At 67.4% G+C, this 18,891-nt stretch carries 20 protein-coding genes and 1 tRNA gene; 6 read left to right on the forward strand and 15 right to left on the reverse strand.

Going from position 1 to position 18,891, the window contains the following annotated elements; all coding sequences use genetic code 11:
• Window positions 1–45: 45 nt before the first annotated feature.
• Genes OG558_RS03405 through OG558_RS03415 form a run of 3 tightly spaced genes read right to left on the reverse strand, consistent with a single transcriptional unit; the run spans window position 46 to window position 2,584 of the window.
• A complete protein-coding gene (locus tag OG558_RS03405) occupies window positions 46–828 on the reverse strand; it encodes a WbqC family protein (protein WP_405068899.1) in 783 nt (260 codons plus the stop codon).
• Window positions 825–1,484 (reverse strand): YdcF family protein, encoded by a 660-nt coding sequence (locus OG558_RS03410; protein WP_405068900.1) that lies wholly within the window; start codon window positions 1,482–1,484, stop codon window positions 825–827. The genes OG558_RS03405 and OG558_RS03410 overlap by 4 nt, the downstream gene beginning before the upstream one ends.
• Window positions 1,484–2,584 (reverse strand): helix-turn-helix domain-containing protein, encoded by a 1,101-nt coding sequence (locus OG558_RS03415; protein ID WP_405068902.1) that lies wholly within the window; start codon window positions 2,582–2,584, stop codon window positions 1,484–1,486. The genes OG558_RS03410 and OG558_RS03415 overlap by 1 nt, the downstream gene beginning before the upstream one ends.
• 250 nt (window positions 2,585–2,834) lie before the next feature.
• Between OG558_RS03415 and OG558_RS03420 the strand changes: the two genes are divergently transcribed.
• Together OG558_RS03420 and OG558_RS03425 are read left to right on the forward strand one after the other, a co-directional pair.
• Entirely contained in the window at window positions 2,835–3,023 is a 189-nt protein-coding gene (locus tag OG558_RS03420) for a hypothetical protein (RefSeq protein ID WP_405068903.1), read from the forward strand.
• 19 nt (window positions 3,024–3,042) lie between these two features.
• The gene (locus OG558_RS03425) at window positions 3,043–3,384 is read left to right on the forward strand and encodes a hypothetical protein (RefSeq protein WP_329481528.1); all 342 of its coding nucleotides are present in this window, start codon (window positions 3,043–3,045) and stop codon (window positions 3,382–3,384) included.
• Window positions 3,385–3,906: 522 nt separating this feature from the next.
• Here OG558_RS03425 and katG read toward each other — a convergent pair.
• The 3 genes from katG to OG558_RS03440 all read right to left on the reverse strand — a co-directional run bounded on the left by katG (window position 3,907) and on the right by OG558_RS03440 (window position 6,832).
• A complete protein-coding gene (katG, locus tag OG558_RS03430; protein WP_405068904.1) occupies window positions 3,907–6,138 on the reverse strand; it encodes a catalase/peroxidase HPI in 2,232 nt (743 codons plus the stop codon).
• A 36-nt stretch (window positions 6,139–6,174) separates the two neighbouring features.
• A complete protein-coding gene (locus OG558_RS03435; RefSeq protein WP_405072106.1) occupies window positions 6,175–6,591 on the reverse strand; it encodes a Fur family transcriptional regulator in 417 nt (138 codons plus the stop codon).
• A gap of 106 nt (window positions 6,592–6,697) precedes the next feature.
• Window positions 6,698–6,832 carry a hypothetical protein gene (locus tag OG558_RS03440; protein WP_405068905.1) on the reverse strand — a complete coding sequence of 45 codons (135 nt, stop codon included), beginning with the start codon at window positions 6,830–6,832 and terminating at the stop codon, window positions 6,698–6,700.
• 95 nt (window positions 6,833–6,927) lie between these two features.
• Here OG558_RS03440 and OG558_RS03445 point away from each other — a divergent pair, with 95 nt between their 5' ends.
• On the forward strand, window positions 6,928–7,731 hold the full coding sequence (locus OG558_RS03445; RefSeq protein WP_405068906.1) for an endonuclease/exonuclease/phosphatase family protein: 804 nt from the start codon (window positions 6,928–6,930) through the stop codon (window positions 7,729–7,731).
• A gap of 207 nt (window positions 7,732–7,938) precedes the next feature.
• Here the strand turns inward: OG558_RS03445 and OG558_RS03450 are convergent.
• The 8 genes from OG558_RS03450 to OG558_RS03485 form a co-directional block, all read right to left on the reverse strand.
• Window positions 7,939–8,011: transfer RNA gene (locus OG558_RS03450), tRNA-Ala, on the reverse strand.
• A gap of 83 nt (window positions 8,012–8,094) precedes the next feature.
• Window positions 8,095–8,880 carry a hypothetical protein gene (locus OG558_RS03455; protein ID WP_329481531.1) on the reverse strand — a complete coding sequence of 262 codons (786 nt, stop codon included), beginning with the start codon at window positions 8,878–8,880 and terminating at the stop codon, window positions 8,095–8,097.
• A gap of 98 nt (window positions 8,881–8,978) precedes the next feature.
• The gene (locus OG558_RS03460) at window positions 8,979–9,596 is read right to left on the reverse strand and encodes a GNAT family protein (RefSeq protein ID WP_329481532.1); all 618 of its coding nucleotides are present in this window, start codon (window positions 9,594–9,596) and stop codon (window positions 8,979–8,981) included.
• On the reverse strand, window positions 9,596–10,084 hold the full coding sequence (locus tag OG558_RS03465; RefSeq protein ID WP_329481533.1) for a MogA/MoaB family molybdenum cofactor biosynthesis protein: 489 nt from the start codon (window positions 10,082–10,084) through the stop codon (window positions 9,596–9,598). Before OG558_RS03465 ends, OG558_RS03460 begins: the two co-directional genes overlap by 1 nt.
• On the reverse strand, window positions 10,081–10,560 hold the full coding sequence (moaC, locus tag OG558_RS03470) for a cyclic pyranopterin monophosphate synthase MoaC (RefSeq protein WP_405068907.1): 480 nt from the start codon (window positions 10,558–10,560) through the stop codon (window positions 10,081–10,083). Before moaC ends, OG558_RS03465 begins: the two co-directional genes overlap by 4 nt.
• Window positions 10,557–11,783: a gephyrin-like molybdotransferase Glp gene (gene glp / locus OG558_RS03475; protein ID WP_405068908.1), complete on the reverse strand. Its 1,227-nt coding sequence runs from the start codon at window positions 11,781–11,783 to the stop codon at window positions 10,557–10,559. The genes moaC and glp overlap by 4 nt, the downstream gene beginning before the upstream one ends.
• A 103-nt stretch (window positions 11,784–11,886) precedes the next feature.
• The gene (locus tag OG558_RS03480; RefSeq protein WP_329481536.1) at window positions 11,887–12,363 is read right to left on the reverse strand and encodes a GNAT family N-acetyltransferase; all 477 of its coding nucleotides are present in this window, start codon (window positions 12,361–12,363) and stop codon (window positions 11,887–11,889) included.
• Between the two features lie 20 nt (window positions 12,364–12,383).
• The gene (locus OG558_RS03485; RefSeq protein ID WP_405068909.1) at window positions 12,384–13,772 is read right to left on the reverse strand and encodes a UTP--glucose-1-phosphate uridylyltransferase; all 1,389 of its coding nucleotides are present in this window, start codon (window positions 13,770–13,772) and stop codon (window positions 12,384–12,386) included.
• A 65-nt stretch (window positions 13,773–13,837) separates the two neighbouring features.
• Here OG558_RS03485 and OG558_RS03490 point away from each other — a divergent pair, with 65 nt between their 5' ends.
• The 3 genes from OG558_RS03490 to OG558_RS03500 are packed head-to-tail and all read left to right on the forward strand — an operon-like array spanning window position 13,838 to window position 16,357.
• Complete coding sequence (locus OG558_RS03490; protein ID WP_405068910.1) at window positions 13,838–14,398, forward strand: 5-formyltetrahydrofolate cyclo-ligase; 561 nt, start codon at window positions 13,838–13,840, stop codon at window positions 14,396–14,398.
• On the forward strand, window positions 14,391–15,293 hold the full coding sequence (locus OG558_RS03495; RefSeq protein WP_405068911.1) for an aminoglycoside phosphotransferase family protein: 903 nt from the start codon (window positions 14,391–14,393) through the stop codon (window positions 15,291–15,293). The genes OG558_RS03490 and OG558_RS03495 overlap by 8 nt, the downstream gene beginning before the upstream one ends.
• The gene (locus OG558_RS03500; RefSeq protein ID WP_405068912.1) at window positions 15,293–16,357 is read left to right on the forward strand and encodes a serine hydrolase domain-containing protein; all 1,065 of its coding nucleotides are present in this window, start codon (window positions 15,293–15,295) and stop codon (window positions 16,355–16,357) included. The genes OG558_RS03495 and OG558_RS03500 overlap by 1 nt, the downstream gene beginning before the upstream one ends.
• 5 nt (window positions 16,358–16,362) lie before the next feature.
• Here OG558_RS03500 and OG558_RS03505 read toward each other — a convergent pair whose 3' ends face one another.
• Window positions 16,363–18,885 carry a penicillin acylase family protein gene (locus OG558_RS03505; RefSeq protein WP_329481541.1) on the reverse strand — a complete coding sequence of 841 codons (2,523 nt, stop codon included), beginning with the start codon at window positions 18,883–18,885 and terminating at the stop codon, window positions 16,363–16,365.
• Between the last annotated feature and the right edge of the window lie 6 nt (window positions 18,886–18,891).

An 18,891-nucleotide genomic window follows, 5' to 3' on the forward strand; every position in this document is an offset into this window, starting at 1 on the left:
AGCGAGCCTCGGTCCACATGCCCCCTCGGACCGGTCGCCCGCGGCTCACTGACCGCGTGCCTTTGGCTGCCTATCGACTCGGTCGCGGGTGGCCAGGTGATGTCGCAAGTGAACTTCACGCTCAAAGGCGCGCTGTACCGCTGAAACACCAGCGCTCGCCATGGCGGCAATGCTGCTCAGTCGTTGAGCGCCCGCCCAGACTTCGTGCCTCGTAGCCGTTGGGACCGAGAAGTAGGTGACACCGATGTCTCGCTCGTCGAACAGATCTGGCCGCAGGTAGTTGGCGCCGCCGGTGCCGCACAGGTAGGTGGTGGCACCGACAGCATGGGTGAGATCGGCCAGACGCGTCGATCGGTCGGCGGAGACGACGAAGTCGCTACTGCGAACGACGGTGCCGGGCCAGTGGAGTAGTTCGAGAAGCGACAGCGTGGAGGTGATCGCCACGTCCGCGAGTGACTCAGTCCTGCTGATCATCTCGGCCACCAGGCCGATGTCGGCCTCGACTGCGGACCAATGGCGTCCACGGCCGTGATGTTGCCTAGTCATTCTCAGGATGCGGCGGATTGATCGGTCTCGCTCCAAAATCATGATGTCGTTGATCAGACTTCTGCGGCCATTAGGCGATCGGACCGGTAGCGACATCCATTGCTGAGCGTTCGGGTCGTCGTGGCGCCCGAGACGGGCACGGTGCTGGTAATCACGGCGAGCGAACTGGACGTCGTCAAGTGCAATCCAGATGTCTGCGGTAAACAACTTGGCGAGCGTGGAGAGACGCGGAAAGAGGTTCGGCTGGTGGATTGCGCAGAGCAGCCCACCCGATCGGGTCATTTCGTCATCAGCCGGCTCGTGTAGCCGGCGGCGACCAGGCGGTCATAGGAGGATTCCACCTCGGTCGGGATGTCTTGCTGTACGGCGAAGCCGAGTGCGGGGTACTCCATCACGCGTTGGAGATCGCCGACCAGCATGTCCAGTACGAGTTTGGTGTCACCAATGCCGGCGAGGTAGTCATCGAAGCCGATGGGTTCTGAGGCACAGATGGCTTGGACCTCGGGCCAGACCTTCTGACAAGTCGCGTATGCCCGCCTCTCCATATAGGGCTTCGCGATGAGCAACACAGTCTTGACCGGTATGTCGGCAGACGCCAGCAGATCCCTTGTGAAGGCGAGGTTCTGGCCTGTGTTGGTAGCGTTCGTCTCGACTCTGATCGCCGAGGAAGGCACGCCGAGCTCGATGGCGTGTTCTCGATAGTGCACCGCCTCGCCGTGCGGGAATCGTGCTGCGGTGGTGCGGCTGCTGGCGCCGGTGAAGACGATCATCGGGAAGTATTGCTCGTGGTACAGCTTCGCAGTGAACGTCGCCACTCCGAGGTCGTGACTGCCCAGCCCGATCCCTACGTCGACGGGCTCCAACCGGTGGTTCATCAGGTGGTAGTCCCAGATCGTGCGGGCGTCGTGGAGATCTTTCGCCGAGACCTCGTCGGTCATCAACTCACCTTTCGTGGGTTTGCTTGATCTTGGATCGATCCGATGATCCGGTCGATGCTCGTCACCTGATGAAGCAATTGATGTGCGCCGGCAAGCTCCCGACATAGCTCCAACGTCGTCAGCCCCTCGGAACGCGTCGCTCGATCGGACAGCAGGATGTGCCCGCGTGCCGTGTCGAGCTTTACCTTCTGAAGTGGTGTGCCGATTCCGCCGCTGGCCTGTGCGATATCGATGTGCCGGTGGGCATCGTCGCATTTGTCGAGTGCAAGGTAGGCAAGTGCCAGCTTCTGTTGTCCGACGTTCCACTCGTCCGGCTCGTCGAGTTCCTCGAAGTCGGAAACAGCAGAGGCGATCGCCCCGACCGCCGTCGTCTTGTCGATGCCGACCGATTCGGGCACCTTCGTCAACGCGGTTCCGACCCACATCCGGGCCCTGGCTTGATCCAGCGCGCTCAGCCGCGGGTCGGTAGAGAGTTCTCGATAGCGCGCCGCCGAACGTTCGAGTTCGCCTGACATCTCGAGTACGACGGTGAGGAGAAGTTCGACCTGCGCAGTACGACGCTCTGCTCGGACGTCACCGAAGGCCCGGAGAGCCTGGCGGTAGGTGGACACGGCCGAACCTGGCCCCGTTAGGCGGCCCTGGTCACGGGCGACGTCTCCAAGGAGCATCAACGTACGTCCTCGAAGGTGAAGATCTGCGTCGTCGAGGACGCTGGAATCGGTCCGGGCAAGCCATCGTGCAGCCAGGATGGAGGCGAGCGCGAAGTTCTGCTGTGACGCACTGAGGCGGGCACGATCCAGATCATCGATCCAGTCGTCTCTGCTCCACGGCCTCAGGGTGGTCCGGCCACGCTTGATCGCTGCCGAGCTCGCGGTCAGCTCCTCGAAACGAGCCTGCTCCCCTGCCGTTGCCTGGGCCAAGACAGTATCCAGTGCCGCTTGCATCGCCGGCTGAGGGCGACGGATTCCGCCGTTCGACTCCCACTTCGACACCGTACGGATCCCAACACCGAGGTGCTCCGCGAACGCACGCACGCTGAACCGCCGGGCAAGCCTGAGAGCCCTTGCCTCCCTGCCGGTCCAGGTGTTCACCGTCCGCACAGCATTCCTCCCTCCCAGCAATCAAAGCAGCTCAGGCGGTACTTCGCAGCGAAAGTGCCACAGAGGTGCCACAGATGGCCATTGGTGAGCGATCGCCCCGACAGCAGGCTGATCAAGCGCATCGATGAACAACTGCGATGGATACAACTGGGAGGTAGGTCGTGAACCAGGGATTCTGGCTGCTGAGCATCATCGCCTGTCTGCTGTACATCGGTCTCGTCCGCGACATCGACCGCGAGGTACGTGACCGATGAGCACCGCTCTGGAACCCCAGCCAGCCGACCACTGCGTCTGTGTCTGGTTCGGCCGACAGAAGATCGTCGAACATGTCGCCGAGCCAATAGCTGCACGCTCCTTCGAGGCGGCGATGCGGCGACGCTTCGCCAGCCTGCGGATTACCAACGAGCCAGTGACGGCAGCGGATGCTGACGGCACATAGAGGGCGAAGGTCGCCGCGGTTGTCGAGCGATGGCCGCGGCCACGACACGCAACCGCTGCTGCTTGGATACCTGCATCGCGGACTGATGGTAACCGAGGACCAAGTAGAGGCCGGCAAGCAGGAACTGGCAATGTTTGCCAGGGCTGAGGGTTTCACTATGGGCGTCATCTTCGTTGAACACGCTGGCACCTGGCCGGCTGCGTTCGAGGCCCTCATCGAGGCAGTCAATCGCCAGAAGGTAACCGCTGTCGCGCTGCCGAGTCTGTTCCACTTCGCCGCGTTCGGCGTACCGACCGATATCCGGGACTCGTTCGAGCGAGCAACCGGTGCCCGCGTTCTCGTCATACGCCCAGTGCCCTGATGTGCCAGCGGCGGATGCCACCTCATCTCTCTCACTGCGGCTGCCACGCGTTCGGCAGCCGGGCGCTGACGCACACATCAATCGTCCATGTCTGACCCCGATTCCTGCTGCTTAGACAGGGACCTATCGCCGGCTGGCGCGGTGTAGTGCCGAGTCCTGCACTGCGCCAGCCGTTCCACTCTCCATGCTTCCCGCTGCCAGCCACCATGTGTTGAAAGGACCACCATTGAAACGTCTTCGCAAGCTGACCGCCTCCACCAGACCAGCTCTCGCGATGGTCGTCATGATCGTGCTCGCGGAATCACCTGACCGCTCCGGTATGACGGCACTTGCCGGCCGTTCTTCCTGACCGTCCCCGGAAACGAGCCGTGCGGCGCATAACACTTCAGCTCGAAGTTGCGCCGGGGGGTGGGACTACGCAGGCAGTCATTTCGAGGGGAACGTGTCGGGCTGATCAACAGGCCGCACCGTCCGAAGACCGGCTCCCTGGAGGAGGGAGCCGGTCTTCTGCCGCGTGACGGATCAGGCGAGGTCGAAGCGGTCCAGCTCCATCACCTTGGTCCAGGCGGCGACGAAGTCCTGGACGAACTTCTCCTCGGCGTCGTCGGAGGCGTAGACCTCGGCGACGGCGCGCAGCTCGGAGTTCGAGCCGAAGACCAGGTCGGCCCGGGTGCCGGTCCACTTGACCGCGCCACTCGCGTCGGGGGCCTCGAAGAACTCCTGGCTGTCGTCCGTCGACTTCCACTCCGTGCCCAGGTCGAGCAGGTTCGCGAAGAAGTCGTTGGTGAGCGTGCCCGGGTTCTCGGTGAGGACACCGAGCTTCGAGCCGTCGTAGTTCGCGCCCAGGACGCGCAGACCGCCGACCAGGACGGTCAGCTCCGGCGCACTCAGGGTGAGCAGGTTCGCCTTGTCGAGCAGCAGGTACTCGGCCGGGAGCCGGTTGCCCTTGCCGTAGTAGTTGCGGAACCCGTCCGCGGACGGCTCGAGCGCGGCGAACGAGTCGACATCGGTCTGCTCGAGCGACGCGTCCGTACGACCAGGCGTGAACGGTACGACGACATCGTGGCCGGCGTTCTTCGCCGCGACCTCGACGCCGACAGCACCGGCGAGCACGATCAGGTCCGCCAGCGAGACCGGCTTCCCGAACGACTGCTGGATCCCCTCGAGCGTCCGCAGCACCTGCGCCAGCTGGTCCGGGTTGTTGACCTCCCAGCCGCTCTGCGGCTGAAGCCGGATGCGCGCGCCGTTCGCGCCACCGCGCTTGTCACTGCCGCGGAAGCTCGAGGCCGACGCCCACGCCGTCGAGACCAGCTGCGACACCGACAGCCCCGACGCCGCGATCTGCGCCTTCAGCGCGTTGACGTCGTCGGCGCCGATCAGCTCGTGGTCCACCGCCGGGACCGGGTCCTGCCAGATCAGCGTCTCGCTCGGGACCTCCGGGCCGAGGTAACGCGCGATCGGGCCCATGTCGCGGTGGGTCAGCTTGAACCAGGCCCGCGCGAACGCGTCCGCGAACTCGTCCGGGTTGTCCTTGAAGCGGCGCGAGATCGGCTCGTAGATCGGGTCGAACCGCAGCGCCAGGTCAGTGGTCAGCATGGTCGGCTTGTGCTTCGTCGCCGCGTCGTACGCGTCGGGGATGATCTCCTCGGCGTCCTTGGCGACCCACTGGTTCGCGCCGGCCGGGCTCTTGCTCAGCTCCCACTCGTGACCGAACAGGATCTCGAAGAAGTCGTTGCCCCACTGCGCGGGCGTCCGGGTCCAGGTGACCTCGAGGCCGCTGGTGATGGTGTCCGGACCCTTGCCGGTCTTGTAGGTGTTCCGCCAGCCCAGGCCCTGGTGGTCGATCGGCGCGCCCTCCGGCTCGGCACCGACGTACTTCTCCGGGTCGGCCGCGCCGTGCGTCTTGCCGAAGGTGTGGCCGCCGGCGATCAGCGCGACGGTCTCCTCGTCGTTCATCGCCATCCGGCCGAAGGTCTCGCGGATGTCGCGGGCCGAGGCGATCGGATCCGGGTTGCCGTTCGGGCCTTCCGGGTTCACGTAGATGAGGCCCATCTGGACCGCGCCGAGCGGCTTCTCCAGCTCGCGGTCACCGCTGTAGCGCTCATCGCCCAGCCAGGTGGTCTCCGGACCCCAGTAGACGTCGTCCTCCGGCTCCCACACGTCGGCTCGGCCACCGGCGTACCCGAAGGTCTTGAAGCCCATGGTCTCCAGCGCGACGTTACCGGTCAGGATCAGCAGGTCGGCCCAGGACAGCTTCTGGCCGTACTTCTTCTTCACCGGCCAGAGCAGCCGGCGGGCCTTGTCCAGGTTCGCGTTATCGGGCCAGCTGTTCAGCGGGGCGAACCGCTGCTGACCGGCGCCGGCGCCGCCGCGGCCGTCACTGATCCGGTAGGTGCCGGCGCTGTGCCAGGCCATCCGGATCATGAACGGGCCGTAGTTCCCGAAGTCGGCCGGCCACCAGTCCTGCGACGTGGTCAGGACCTCCGCGATATCCGCCTTCACGGCGGCCAGGTCGAGGGTCTGGAACGCCGCGGCGTAATCGAACTCCCCGCCGAGCGGGTTCGCGACGGCTGGGTTCTTGGCCAGGATCTTCAGGTTGAGCTGGTTCGGCCACCAGCCGCGGTTCGCGCTGCCCCGGGTCGGGTGCGCCCCCTGACCGTGGTCGACCGGGCAGCCACCCGACGCCTGTGCGTCCTCTTCACCGCGGCTCTCTTCGCTACCTTCACCGGGCAGTGGCTCATGGATCTCGGACATCGGATTCCTTCCAGGACTGGACGTTTTCAACGAAAGTCAGGTACGGCGTGCGCACTCGGCGCAGAGCCCCCAGTAGATGACCTCGGCCTCGTCGACGACGAACCCGTGGTCCTCGGACGCGGTCAGGCACGGAGCGTGCCCGACCGCACAGTCGACGTCGGCAATGGCTCCGCAGGACCGGCAGACGGCGTGATGGTGGTTGTCCCCCACCCGCGACTCGTACCGCGCCACCGAACCCAACGGCTGGATCCGGCGGACCAGACCCGTCGCCGTCAAGGTGTGCAACGAGTCGTACACGGCCTGATGCGAGACCTCCGGCAATTCGTTGCGCACGGCACCGATAATCGAGTCCGTGTCCGCATGCGGATGCGCGTAGACCGCGGTCAGCACCGCCACCCGCGGCCGGGTCACCCGTAGCGCGGCCCCACGCAACAACTCCTGGAGCTCATCCACTGTCGGCACGTGTCGCAGTCTGTCGGGTTTTCTGGAATCAGTCAAGATTAGCTGCGGCGATTCTCACTTTGAGACATCCCCCGGCGCAGATCCTTGCCTCAGGCACCTACCGCGCCGGGTAGCAGCGTACGTCGCGTGCGACCTGGACCCGGCTCTCCATGCCGTACTCGCGCAGGATCACGCCAGGGTGCGACTTCACCGTGTCAGCCTCGTTGCCGGCCTCAGCGGTCGCACTAGCCATCGCCATCATGGTGCGCGCAGACGTCAACGCCCGCGCAACAGCCTCCGCAGCCCAATACGAGGCCCCGGCCTACCAGGGGTACGATCTGCCGGGCCATGACTACGCGGCTGATCGTCGCCACCCTCAATACCCGTGGGCTCCCTCTGAAGGGCACCCGCATAGCCGAGCGATTCGCCGCGATTGCGGCCGAGTTCGACGCCGGCGACATCGACGTGGTCTGCCTGCAGGAGGTGTTCGTCTACCACCACCTGGCACACCTCCGGAAAGGGATGCCGTCCTTCCCGCATGTGGCCTATCGGCCGTCGGTGGCCGGCCCCGCCGGCGGCCTGGTCACGCTGTCACGGCTGCGCTTGGCCGGGACGGCGTACGCACGCCTTCCGCGGTCGTCGCGCCACTCAGGCATACCCGCTCGAGCCCGGGTCAGCGCCTTCCACAGCGGGCTACTCACCGTTCGGCTGGCCGACAGCCGAGTCCGCGTGCTCAACATCCACCCGACGGCCAACACCGACGGCGACTGGTCGGAACACAATCGATTCCGTCAGTTGCAGCGGGACCAGTTCACTGCGCTCGCGCAGGCAGTCGCGGCCGACAACTCACCGACGGTGGTGTGCGGAGACTTCAACGTCGCCCAGGCGAGCACGCTGCACCGCGAACTCCGGCGGCGATCCGGTCTGCGCGATGCGTTCGACGGCGAGTGCCCACCCACCTTCCACGCCGAGTACCTCCCACCAGGCAGCGAACCGCACTGCATCGACTTCATCCTCGTCACCGAGACGATCGAGGTCGACGACACGGCTCTACTACTCACGGAGAAGCGGCCCCTTCCCAGCGGCCCCACCTACCTGTCAGACCACATCGGCCTGCTGGCCCGCCTCCGCATCCCCGACCCGAGCGCTTGAGCGCAGCAGCGGCGAGCAACCACACCGGCCAAGCGAAGCGACGGCGCCACCGAACGCGGCGAGCAACCACAGCAGCCAAGCGAAGCGACGGCCCAGGGGGTGCGGGTGGCGGAGCCCCCGCTTGCGGCAAGCGAAGCGCAGCCGCACAACACGACGAAGGCGACCCGGTCCGCGCTTTCCGCGGACACGAGTCGCCCATCGACTTCGTGGAGCTGAGGGGATTCGAACCCCTGGCCTCTTCGTTGCGAACGAAGCGCGCTACCAACTGCGCCACAGCCCCGAGTCGGTCACCAGTTGCCTGGCGACCGCGAAACTCTAACACGCCCATGGTCGCCGGTTAAAACCGAGGTTGTCGAGCGGGTTTCAGTCGCCGACGGCGCGCTTGACCTCGGTCTCCTCGGGCTTCTCCGCCGGCTCGGGGAGCGGCCCGCGTTCGGCCGGATCCGTCGTACGCGCGGAGGAGAAGACCTCGTCGTCGGACAGCGAGATGGTGCGGACGGTGCGGTCCGGAGCCTTCTCCTTCATCACGTACGTCGGGAGCGTCACCGGCACCGGATCCCACAGGCCCTCGGCTGGCGGCGCGGGCTTCGCCACCTGAGGCTCCGCAGGGAGCTTGACCTCGATCGTCATCTCCTCGTCCGGAGAAGGCGCGGGCTTCCCAGCCGGTCCGCGGTCGTGGCGGGCCTGCATGCGGGCGCGCCGCTCGGCCGCCAACCGAGCACGGGTGCGTGCCTGCCGCCGGAGCTGCACCCGGGTCAGTACGACGAATCCGACGATCAACGCGCCAGGAATGGCGACTGTCCACCACAGCAGCATCTCCAGACCGGCCAGGGCTACGACCGACAGGAGCGAAAGGGTCAGGATCGACAGCACCCGCCGGCGGCGCATCGCGGCCACCCGGCGGGCTCGATTGGGGACGTACCGCGTCGGAGGCGGCGGCAGATCACCTGCCGGCGTCGCGTCGTCCACAGCACCGGCCGGGCGTACGACGTACCGCGGCCGCGACGGGTCACGCGACAGTACCCGCGCGTCGGCCGACGACGACACCGGGCGGCGCCGCGCCTCGTCGTTCCGCTTCAGCAGCATCGGGACGAGGTAGGCGGCCCACGCGGCGACGATCGCCACATAGATCAGCCCTGTCGTCCCCATGCGACGACGCTAAGGCGCGGCGAGGGCCAGATGGGGTACGTGAGTCGGTGTGTCGCAAGAAGACTCGTGTGACTGATGTGAATAGCGACGCTGAGTGATCATCGCAGTCGCGCTACGAGACCGGGCCCGACCTCCTCGACGTTCAGCGCGAAGATGCGGTGGTCGCGCCAGTCGCCGTCGATGTGCAGGAACCGCGGCCGCTCGCCCTCGTACCGGAAGCCGAGCTTCTCGACCACCCGCAGACTCGCCTTGTTCTCGGGGCGGATCGCGACCTCGATCCTGTGCAGGCCAAGGGTGAACCAGCAGTGGTCCGCGGCCAGCGCGACCGCGGCCGGCACGATGCCGCGGCCGGCGTACTGCTCGTCGACCCAGTAGCCGAGGTTCGCCCAGCGGGCCGAGCCGTAGGTGATCCCGGACACCGTCAACTGGCCGACCAGCGGCCACTTCGCCCGTGCACCGGCACCTGCTGCGGCGCCGTACGTGATGACGAAAGGCAGCATCCGGCCATAGCGCGCCTGGCGGTTCCAGTCGCGCGCCATGGCTCGGAACGTCCGTGCACCGTCCTCCGCACCGGGCGGCTGGGTCGCGTCCCACGGGCGCAGCCAACTGACGTTGCGCTGGCGCGCTGCGGCCCACTCACCGCCGTCGCCGGCACGCAGCGGTCGGAGCGCGACCTGCCCGTGCTGAAGCTCCACGGGCCAATGCACGATCGCCATCAGTCGGTATCCGCCCGGACATGGTCACCGCCGTGCACCTGCTCGACGGCGTGCCGCAGCAACGGTTCCAGTACGGCGAGCCCGTCCTTCACGCCGCCGCGTGAACCGGGCAGGTTCACGATGACCGTCGTACCAGCCACTCCGGCCAGTCCACGAGACAGTGCGGCAGTCGGTACGCCGTTCGCCACGCCATAGGACCGGATAGCTTCAGCTATGCCCGGTACAAGCTTGTCGAGCACCGCAGCGGTTTGCTCCGGCGTCGCATCGGTCGGTGAGATCCCTGTGCCACCAGTCGTCAGCACAACGTCGTACGACGCCTCGACCGCAGCACGCAATGCGTCACCGACGGGCGGACCGTCCGGCACGACCTGCGGGCCGGACACCTCGAAGTCCCACGATGTCAGGCGTTCGGCGATCAGTGGGCCGGTGGTATCGGTGTAGACGCCCGCAGCCGCGCGGTTCGAGACACTGACCACGAGGGCTCTCACGGCCGCTCCCAGTGGCCGGTCTTCCCGCCCTCTTTGAGTTCCACGCGGACGTCGGACAGCACGGCGGCCGGATCGATCGCCTTCACCATGTCGATGACCGCGAGCCCGGCGACCGCGACGGCGGTGAGCGCCTCCATCTCGACACCGGTGCGGTCGGTGGTCTTCACCTGGGCCTGGATCAGGACGGCGTCGTCGGTGACCTCGAGATCGACCTTGGCGCCGGTGATCGCGATCGGGTGGCAGAGCGGGACCAGATCGGGCGTCCGCTTGGCGCCCATGATGCCGGCGATCCGGGCGACGCCGAGCGCGTCACCTTTCGGTACGCCGTCGCCGCGCAGCGCGGTCACCACCTCGGCCGAGACGAGAACCTTGCCGCTGGCAACAGCCCGCCGGCTGCTGGCCTCCTTGGCCGACACGTCCACCATCCGCGCCGCCCCGGTCTCGTCGACATGGGTCAGCCCCGGGTCCTGCGTCATCGGGTCTCCTCGTCCAGCAGCAACAGCTCGACCTGATCGCCGACCCGGACCGACGTCATGTCCTCGGGCACCACGATCAGTGCGTTCGCGCGGCTCAGCCCGCCGAGCAGGTGTGAGCCGTGCCCGCCGACTGTACTGGCCATCCAGCCCTCGTCGCCGGACCTGGCCGCGGCGCGGACGAACTGCCGCCGCCCCGCGGGCGAGCTGAACCCGTCCAGCGTCACCCCCCGGACAGTGGTCCGCCGGTACGGCATCTGGCCCATCAGCTTGCGCAGCGCCGGCCGGACGAACACCTCGAAGGACACGTACGCCGACACCGGGTTGCCGGGCAGCGTGAAGATCGGCACCTCGTCCTCACCGAGCACACCGAAGCCCTGCGGCTTGCCCGGCTGCATCGCGACCTGCGGGAAGTCGACCGTGCCGAGCTTCGAGAGCTCCTCCTTGACCACGTCGTACGCACCCATGCTGACGCCACCGGTGGTGATCACCAGGTCGGCGCGGACCAGCTGGTCGGACAGCGTGTCCATGATCCGCTTCGGGTCGTCATCGACGATGCCGACGCGGTACACCACGGCGCCGGCGTCCCGTGCGCACGCGGCCATGGTGTAGCTGTTCGAGTCGTAGATCTGTCCCTCGCCGAGCCGACTTCCGGGCTCCCGCAGCTCCGCACCGGTCGAGACCACAACCACGCGGGGGCGGGGGCGCGCTTTCACCCGCGCTCGGCCGACAGCCGCGAGTACGGCGATCTGCCGCGGCCCGAGCACGGTGTCACGGTCCAGAACCTGGTCCCCCGCGTGCACGTCCTCACCGGAGCGTCGCACCGACGCTCCGAGGGCGGGCTGCTGAGCGATCCGCACGTTCACGGTGCCGCCGTCGGTCCACTCCACCGGTACGACGCTGTCCGCGCCCCGCGGCATCTCAGCCCCGGTCATGATCCGCACGCACGTACCGGGGGTCACCACGATCGGCTCACTCCGCCCGGCCCGGAACTCGCCGACGACGGGCAGGGTGATGGGGTTGTCCTGAGACGCCCCGGCCAGGTCCGCGGCCTGGACGGCATACCCGTCCATGGCCGAGTTGTCGAATCCCGGCAGGCTGACCCCGGAGACGACGTCCTCACAGAGCACCAGCCCCAGCGCCTCCATCAGTGGCTGATCGAACGCCGGCAGCGCCGTCACCCGCCCGAGCACAACCTCCAAATGCTCATCCACAGTCCGTCTCACGAGCCCGACCCTAATCCGTGCAGATCGACAGGAGGTAGTTGGCGCGTCGGCGGGCCCTCAGGCTCGTGCCCACGCCCACCACGCACCGAGTCGGCACTACCTCCTAATCGACCTGCACACTTTCCGGGTGGTTGCCCCAGGTCATGCGGACGTCGGGGGCGCGCTCCTCGTTGGTGGCGCCGTTGGTGCGGCGTACTTCGGTGAAGCCGTGGGAGCGGTAGAAGGACTGGGCTCGGGTGTTGGTCTGGAAGGTCCAGAGGGCGAGACCGCCGGGGCGGAGGTCCTTGGCGAGGTCGACCAGGGTCGAGCCGACGCCCCGGCCGGCCGCGTCGGGGTCGACGTACAGCTGGTCGAGGTCGTCGCCGTCCAGGGTCAGTACCGCGACGATCCGGCCGTCATCCAGCGCTATCCAGGTCTGCGCGTCCGGCAGCAGCACCTCGGCGAACCAGGTCGCCACCTGCTCGGCGGTGTGGATCGCCGGCGGCAACTGCGCCCCGTCCGCGTGCCGCGACCGCCACCACACCGCAGCGGCCTCGTCCGTGTCGTACGGCTCCAACGGCCTGATCAGCAGGTCGTCCATTCACTCCCCCAGGGCTCGGTTCAGCCGTCGAGTACGGCGCCGTCCGGGATCTCCCGGCGCTCACCCGCCGGCGCCTGCAGCTCCACGTCGCCGACAATGACCACATCCTTGCCGAAGGCAACGTCACCGCGCACCTCGAGCCGGTCGGCCCGGACCAGCGACGGCGGCCCGACCGGGAACCGCGCGTCGAAGTCGGCCAGGATCTTGAAGTACTCCGGGTCCAGGTCGACGTACGGCTCGTCGCCCTCGTGCGTCGTGGTCAGGTCGCCGGCCTCGTCCAGCTCGTACACGTCCGAGCGCAGTACGAGCAGGTCGTTCGTCGTCTTCACCGGCTTGAACCGGCTGCGGTCGACCAGCACCGCCTGCGAGCCCTCGAAGGTCTCGATCGCGGTGCCCATCCCGGTCTCCAGCTGGATCACCTTGGGTGACGTGGGGTCGGCCGGGTCGACGGTCTTGCGGTTCACGATGATCGGCAGCCCGAGGATCCCGTCGTGCCCGTCCATCAGCTCGGCCAGCTGGTCCAGGTCGATCCACAGGTTGTTGGTGTTGAAGGTCCGGTGCCGCGCGATGTCCTGGAAGTACTTCGTATCCGGGTCCGCGACCTGCGCGCTGTCCCGCAGGATCAGCCGCCCGTCGGACTTGCGCACCGCGACGTGCCCGCCCTTGCGGTCGGACCGGGTCCGGCGGCAGACCTCCATCCCGAACGGTACGGCGTGCTCCGCCATCCAGGCGGCGATCCGCGGGTCCGGGGTCGCGCCGAGGTTGTCCGCGTTCGAGATGAACGCGTGCCGGAAACCGTGTTCCCGCAGGGCGTCGAGGGTGCCGGAGGCAACCAATGCGGTGAACAGGTCGCCGTGGCCCGGCGGGCACCAGGCCAGCTCCGGGTCCGGCTCCCACTCGGCCGGGGTGAGGTCCTCGGCGAGCAGCTTCGGCTCCATGTTCTGCATAAAGTCCAGCGGCAGGCCGTCGATCGCGAGACCGTCGTACTCGCTCAGGATCTGCAGGGACTCCGCCTTGGTGCGGAACGAGTTCATCAGGACCAGCGGCAGCGGTACGTCGTACTTGCGCCGCGTACTGAGGATCTGGCGGGCGATGATGTCGAGGAAGCTCAGCCCGTCCTTGACCTGCAGTGCGGACTTGGGGCCGGTGACGCCCATCGACGTACCGAGGCCGCCGTTGAGCTTGATCACGGCGGTCTCGGCCAGCGCGGCCCGCATCGCCTCGGGGTCGGTGTCCAGGTGGTCCAGGTGCGGCAGGTCGCCGACCGGCTCGATGTCGTCCTCGCGGATCGTGCCCTGCTGACCGGACTCGAGCAGCCGGTAATAGTGCGTGAAGACGCGGATCGCGACGTCGGCAGCGCCGGCCGCGCGCATCTTCTCCTGCGCCTGTCTCAGGCCTGCCTCACTCATGCACCAACCCTAGGGGACGTCCGGCAATCACAGTGTTAAGCGCGTCACGCTCCTACGATCGGATGGTGTTCGAGTCGAAGGCCGCGGCGCGGCAGTACTTGCTCAGTGCCCGCAGTGCCCGGTCTCATGCGGAGGATCTGCTGAGGAGTGCCCAGCAGGTCGTGTCTGACGCGCACCGGGTGGCTTTGTACGTATCCAGGGGTCCGGAGCCGCAGACGGGCGCTTTGATCGACTGGTTGCTTGCGGCCGGCCACGAGGTGCTGCTGCCGATCTTGTACGCCGACAACGACCTCGGCTGGGGTATCGCACCGGGTGCGGCCGACCTGGTGCCCGGCCGGCTGGGACTGTCCGAGCCGCCGGTCGATCTGGGCTCGGACGCGATCGCCACCGCCGATCTGGTCATCTGCCCGGCGCTGGCCGTAGCCCGCGATGGTGTGCGCCTGGGACGCGGTGGCGGCTCGTACGACCGGGCGCTCGCCCGCGTGAGACCCGGTACGCCGATCTGGGCCGCGGTGTACGACTCCGAGATCGTCGAAGCGCTTCCGGCCGACGCCCACGACCATCTGGTGGATGCAGCGCTCACCCCAAATCACTTGATCGCGCTGCGAAGATCAGTGGATGACTGAGACCGCGGTCCAAGCCGCAGCCACAGCCGCACGTGACCTCGGCCTGACGGTCACCGACCCGACAGTCCTGTACGACGCGTTCTCCGTGGTCGTGCATCTCAAGCCGTCCCCGGTGGTCGCCCGGGTGCCGATGAACCTCCCGGACTACCTGACGGACGTCGAGGTCGCCGAACGACGCCAGCAGCGCGAACTGGACCTGGCCGCGTGGCTGCTCTCGAATGGCCATCCGGTCGTCGCGCCAAGCCCGCTCGTGCCGCTGAAGCCGGTGGAGCGAGATGGGTTCTCGATGACGTTCTGGCAGTACGTCGAGCAGTCCGGGCAGGTCGATTACCTCGCCGCGACCACCCGAGCCGCCGACTTGCACGCCGTACTCGCGGACTACCCGGAGGAACTGCCCTGGCTGACTCCACTGCTCGCGGTGCCATCTGGACTCGCGACTCTGGAGGCTGTGCCGGGTCTGCTCGAGCAGGAGGACGTGGACCGGGCCCGTGCCGAGTGGGAGGTGCTGCGGCCGGTGCTGACGAGCAGGGCCGGGTTCGAGGCGGTCTTCCCGGCGGCGACGATCCAGACGATCCATGGCGACGCACCGGCGTACAACGTGATCCCGACGGCGGGCGGCATGTTGTGGGCCGACTTCGAGGACGCGACGCTTGGTCCGATCGAGTGGGACATGGCGGGGTTCGGACCGGACCTCGGCAAGGTGTACGACGAGGCCGCGGCGGCCTTCGGACGACCACAGCTCGACGAGCGCGTGCAGCAGGTGATGGACACGGCTCGGGTGCTCCAGATCGCGGTGTGCACGCCACTGGTGCAACAGATGCCGGCGCTGGCCGACGGCATCCGGATGTTTGTCGGACAGTGGCGCGCGATGCCCTTCGCTGGTGGACTGGGCTGATGCTGAGCAAGTACGTCGATGACGGGGTCCTGGCCGGGCTCGTGTCCTTGGTGAGCCGTGGGGACGAGACACGGGTCGAGGTCATCGGCAGGACAGCCTTCGATGGTCCGGAACTGCACCGGGACAGCCTGTTCCGGGTCGCGTCGTTCACCAAGCCGATCGTCGCAGCGGCCGCCATGATCCTGGTCGATGAGCTCAGGCTCTCCATGGACACTCCTGTCGACGACCTACTGCCGGAGCTGGCACACCCGGCCGTACTGCGGCAGCCGGACGGCCCGATCGATGACACGGTCCCGGCGGCGCGGCCGATCACGCTGCGGGACCTGCTCACGTTCAGGCTCGGACTGGGCGAGTCGGACAACCCGGCTCTCCGGCAGTGTGAGCAGGAGCTGGAGCTGCGGACGTTCGGGCCGCCGGTGCCGCGGACGCCGTTGGATCCCGATGAATGGATGCGGCGGCTGGGGACGCTGCCGCTGCAGTTCCAGCCCGGAGAGCGGTGGCTGTACTCGACCGGCTCGCATGTGCTCGGCGTACTGATCGCACGGGCGACCGGGCAGCCGTTGGGGGACTTCCTGCGGGAGCGGATCTTCGAACCACTGGGGATGCACGACACCGCCTTCACCGCATCGGATCCGGCGCGGCTGACGACGGCGTACGTCGGGAACGACGTACTCGACACCGCATTCGGCAGCCAATGGCTGTCGGAGCCTCCGTTCCCGGACGCGAGTGGTGGGCTCATCTCCACCGCCGACGACTTCCACGCTTTCGCGCGGATGCTGCTCGCCGGTGGAGACAGGGTGCTGTCGCCGGCCGCCGTAGCGGAGATGACGACCAATCAGCTGACCCCGGCGCAGCGCGCGGCGGCCGTCGACTTCCTCGGGCCGGAGACCGGTTGGGGCTACGGACTGTCCGTCGGCGGCGGACGGTACGGCTGGGCCGGTGGTCTGGGCGCGCTGTGGTCGACCACGCCGGCGGAGCAGACGATCTCGATCCTGCTGACCCAGCGGGCGCTCTGGACCTGGCCGGAGGAGCTGTTCGCCGAGGCCAACGCACCCGCCTGGTGACCTAGCTAGCGGTCCGGCTTGGTGAACGTCAGGGCGTGCTTGCGGGCCGCCTCGACGGCACCCTTGGTGTAGGCCCACGGCAGCGTCTCGCCCCGAACCCACAGCTTGGTCTGATCGGTGTAGTTGGACGAGAACGCGTGCCCGGACACACCGGTCAGGTTCACCCAGCGGGACTTGTCGAAGTCGGACAGATCGACCACCATCCGCATCGACGGCGTCGCGGTGACCGTGTAGCCCTCGGACGCGTCCCAGGCGGTCGCGTCCACGATCGACGAACCGCCGCCGAGCTCGTACGGACCGCGGTTGAACAGTCTGTCGATCAGGCCGATCCCGGACTTGCCCAGCGTCTGGTTGGTCAGCGTGAGCTTGTGCAGCTTGCCCCACTGCCAGTTGGCGGGTTCACGAGCCATCTTCTGCGTGATCTCGGTCCGTGCGTCGACCAGGGCCTCGCGCAGGATGTCGTCCCGGTTCTCATGCTGCGGCGTACCGATGTTGTCCCACCAGGTGCTGTTCGGCTGGCCGAGCAACGTGTGGATCACCTCGAACCAGCGCGAGCCGCCGTCCGGCCAGGTGCCTTCGGGGAGCTGGTCATGGAAGGTGAGCGACAGCAGATTGCGCCAGACGACGTTGAAGTACGCCGCCGCCGCGGAGTCGGCGGGCTGGGTGAAGTCCCAGTTCCGCAGGGTGTCCTGGCCTTGTTTGTCGAATGCGTCGTCGATGCTGATCTGGAGCAGGTACGGCACCAGCATCTCGGCGGCCCGGTTCTTGGTGTCGAGCTGGATCGACGCCATCGCGTTCGCGTCCAGCTTCCCGGCGGACTTGATCCGGTCCAGGATCTGCTGCGACCGGTAGCCGTAGTCCCAGTCGTTGGTGAGGTAGTAGGTGTACCCATGCGGTACGACGGCCTGGTTCGCGGTGACGATGATCCCGTCCGGTGGATCGAACTCATTGGGTAACGCGTCGAACGGGATGTACCCGGTCCAGTAGTACTTCGGGTCCCAGCCCGGCACCGGCCAGTCGCCCCGGCCGGTCTTGCGGATCGGGATCAGTCCCGGCGCCTGATAGCCGATGTGCCCGTCGGTGTCGGCGTACACGAGGTTCTGCGAGGGGACCTGGAACTGCCGTGCGGCGGCACGGAACTCGGTCCAGTTCTGGGCCTGGTCGATCGCGAAGAGCGCGTCGGCGGTCCGGCCCGGGTTCAGTGCGGTCCACTGCAGTGCGACGCCGTACGCCTGCGGGTACTTCGCCTGTTTGGCGGCCGCATCACCGACCTGGCGCTCGTCGTCACCGACGTCGGAGATGAGCGGACCGTGCCGGGTCTCGCGGACGGTGATCTTCACCGGCTGGTCCTGGCCGGCCACCTTGAACGTCTCCTCGCGCGTCGCCATCGCGCGCCACTTGTTGTTGTAGAGGACGTTGTTGCCGTCGATCCGCTCCAGGTACAGGTCCTGGACGTCCGGGTCGAGGTTGGTGAACCCCCAGGAGATCGCGTTGTTGTGGCCGATCACCACGCCGGGCAGACCGGAGAAGCTGAAGCCGGAGACGTCGAACGGGCAGCTCTTGCCGACGCTGTTGCAGTGCAGGCCGACCTGGGTCCAGATGCCTGGCATGGTCGCGCCCAGATGCGGGTCGTTGGCCAGCAGCGGCTTGCCGGTGGTGGTGTGGTCGCCGGAGACGACCCACGAGTTCGAGCCGATCCCATCGCCCTGGCCGAGCAGCTCGGGCAGTCCCTTGGCGACTTTCTGGACGGTGTCGAGGGACTTCAGGAAGTCCTTCGACAGCATGCCGCGGTCCGCGGTGACCGGGGAGGTGGTGAACTTGCCGTCCTTGACCGCGCCGGTGGTCATGATCGGCTGGTTCCGGTCGTACGGGTACTGCGGGTAGAGGCTCTCGATGTTGCGGGCCGGGAACGTCGCGACCAGCTTGGTCCGGGTGATCTCCTCGTCCAGGTTGCCGCCGAGGTCCCACGCCATCGCCTTCAGCCAGGACAGCGAGTCCGCCGCGGTCCAGGGCTCCGGGTGGTAGTCGGTGCCCTTGAGTGACAGAACGGCGTACTCCAGGCTGAGGCCCGATCCGCTGTGAGTGGACAGGTACGCGTTCACTCCGCGGGCGTAGTCGTCAAGATATTGCCGCGTGGTCGGGCTGAGCAGGCCCAGCTCCTTCTCGGCGACCCGGCGCCAGCCGAGCGTGCGGACGAACTTGTCCGTCTCGAGTGCGTCCTTGCCGAACAGTTCGCTCAGCCGGCCGGCGGTGACGTGCCGGCGGAAGTCCATCTCGAAGAACCGGTCCTGTGCGTGCACGTAGCCCTGCGCGGCGAACAGGTCGGCCGGGGTGTCGGCGTAGATCTGTGGAATGCCGTTCGCGTCCCGGACCACGTTGACGTCACCGTCCAGGCCGGACAGCTCGATCGTTCCGTCGTACGACGGGAACGAGTGGCGGACGACGAAAACGACGGTTCCCGCGATCACCAGGAGGACGGTGGTGAGGGCGATTCCGCTGATGATGACGACTCGAAGCAGGCGACGCACGGACCC

The organism is Kribbella sp. NBC_01510 (genome assembly GCF_045040325.1).
GTDB lineage: Bacteria > Actinomycetota > Actinomycetes > Propionibacteriales > Kribbellaceae > Kribbella.

What these genes read in the sequence shown, in the direction of transcription:
- OG558_RS03405 (WP_405068899.1), bottom strand. Translation starts at nt 828, where the DNA reads ATGACCCGATCGGGTGGGCTGCTCTGCGCAATCCACCAGCCGAACCTC.
- OG558_RS03410 (WP_405068900.1), bottom strand. Translation starts at nt 1,484, where the DNA reads ATGACCGACGAGGTCTCGGCGAAAGATCTCCACGACGCCCGCACGATC.
- OG558_RS03420 (WP_405068903.1), top strand. Translation starts at nt 2,835, where the DNA reads ATGAGCACCGCTCTGGAACCCCAGCCAGCCGACCACTGCGTCTGTGTC.
- katG (WP_405068904.1), bottom strand. Translation starts at nt 6,138, where the DNA reads ATGTCCGAGATCCATGAGCCACTGCCCGGTGAAGGTAGCGAAGAGAGC.
- OG558_RS03440 (WP_405068905.1), bottom strand. Translation starts at nt 6,832, where the DNA reads ATGGCTAGTGCGACCGCTGAGGCCGGCAACGAGGCTGACACGGTGAAG.
- OG558_RS03445 (WP_405068906.1), top strand. Translation starts at nt 6,928, where the DNA reads ATGACTACGCGGCTGATCGTCGCCACCCTCAATACCCGTGGGCTCCCT.
- OG558_RS03455 (WP_329481531.1), bottom strand. Translation starts at nt 8,880, where the DNA reads ATGGGGACGACAGGGCTGATCTATGTGGCGATCGTCGCCGCGTGGGCC.
- OG558_RS03460 (WP_329481532.1), bottom strand. Translation starts at nt 9,596, where the DNA reads ATGGCGATCGTGCATTGGCCCGTGGAGCTTCAGCACGGGCAGGTCGCG.
- moaC (WP_405068907.1), bottom strand. Translation starts at nt 10,560, where the DNA reads ATGACGCAGGACCCGGGGCTGACCCATGTCGACGAGACCGGGGCGGCG.
- OG558_RS03480 (WP_329481536.1), bottom strand. Translation starts at nt 12,363, where the DNA reads ATGGACGACCTGCTGATCAGGCCGTTGGAGCCGTACGACACGGACGAG.
- OG558_RS03485 (WP_405068909.1), bottom strand. Translation starts at nt 13,772, where the DNA reads ATGAGTGAGGCAGGCCTGAGACAGGCGCAGGAGAAGATGCGCGCGGCC.
- OG558_RS03495 (WP_405068911.1), top strand. Translation starts at nt 14,391, where the DNA reads ATGACTGAGACCGCGGTCCAAGCCGCAGCCACAGCCGCACGTGACCTC.
- OG558_RS03500 (WP_405068912.1), top strand. Translation starts at nt 15,293, where the DNA reads ATGCTGAGCAAGTACGTCGATGACGGGGTCCTGGCCGGGCTCGTGTCC.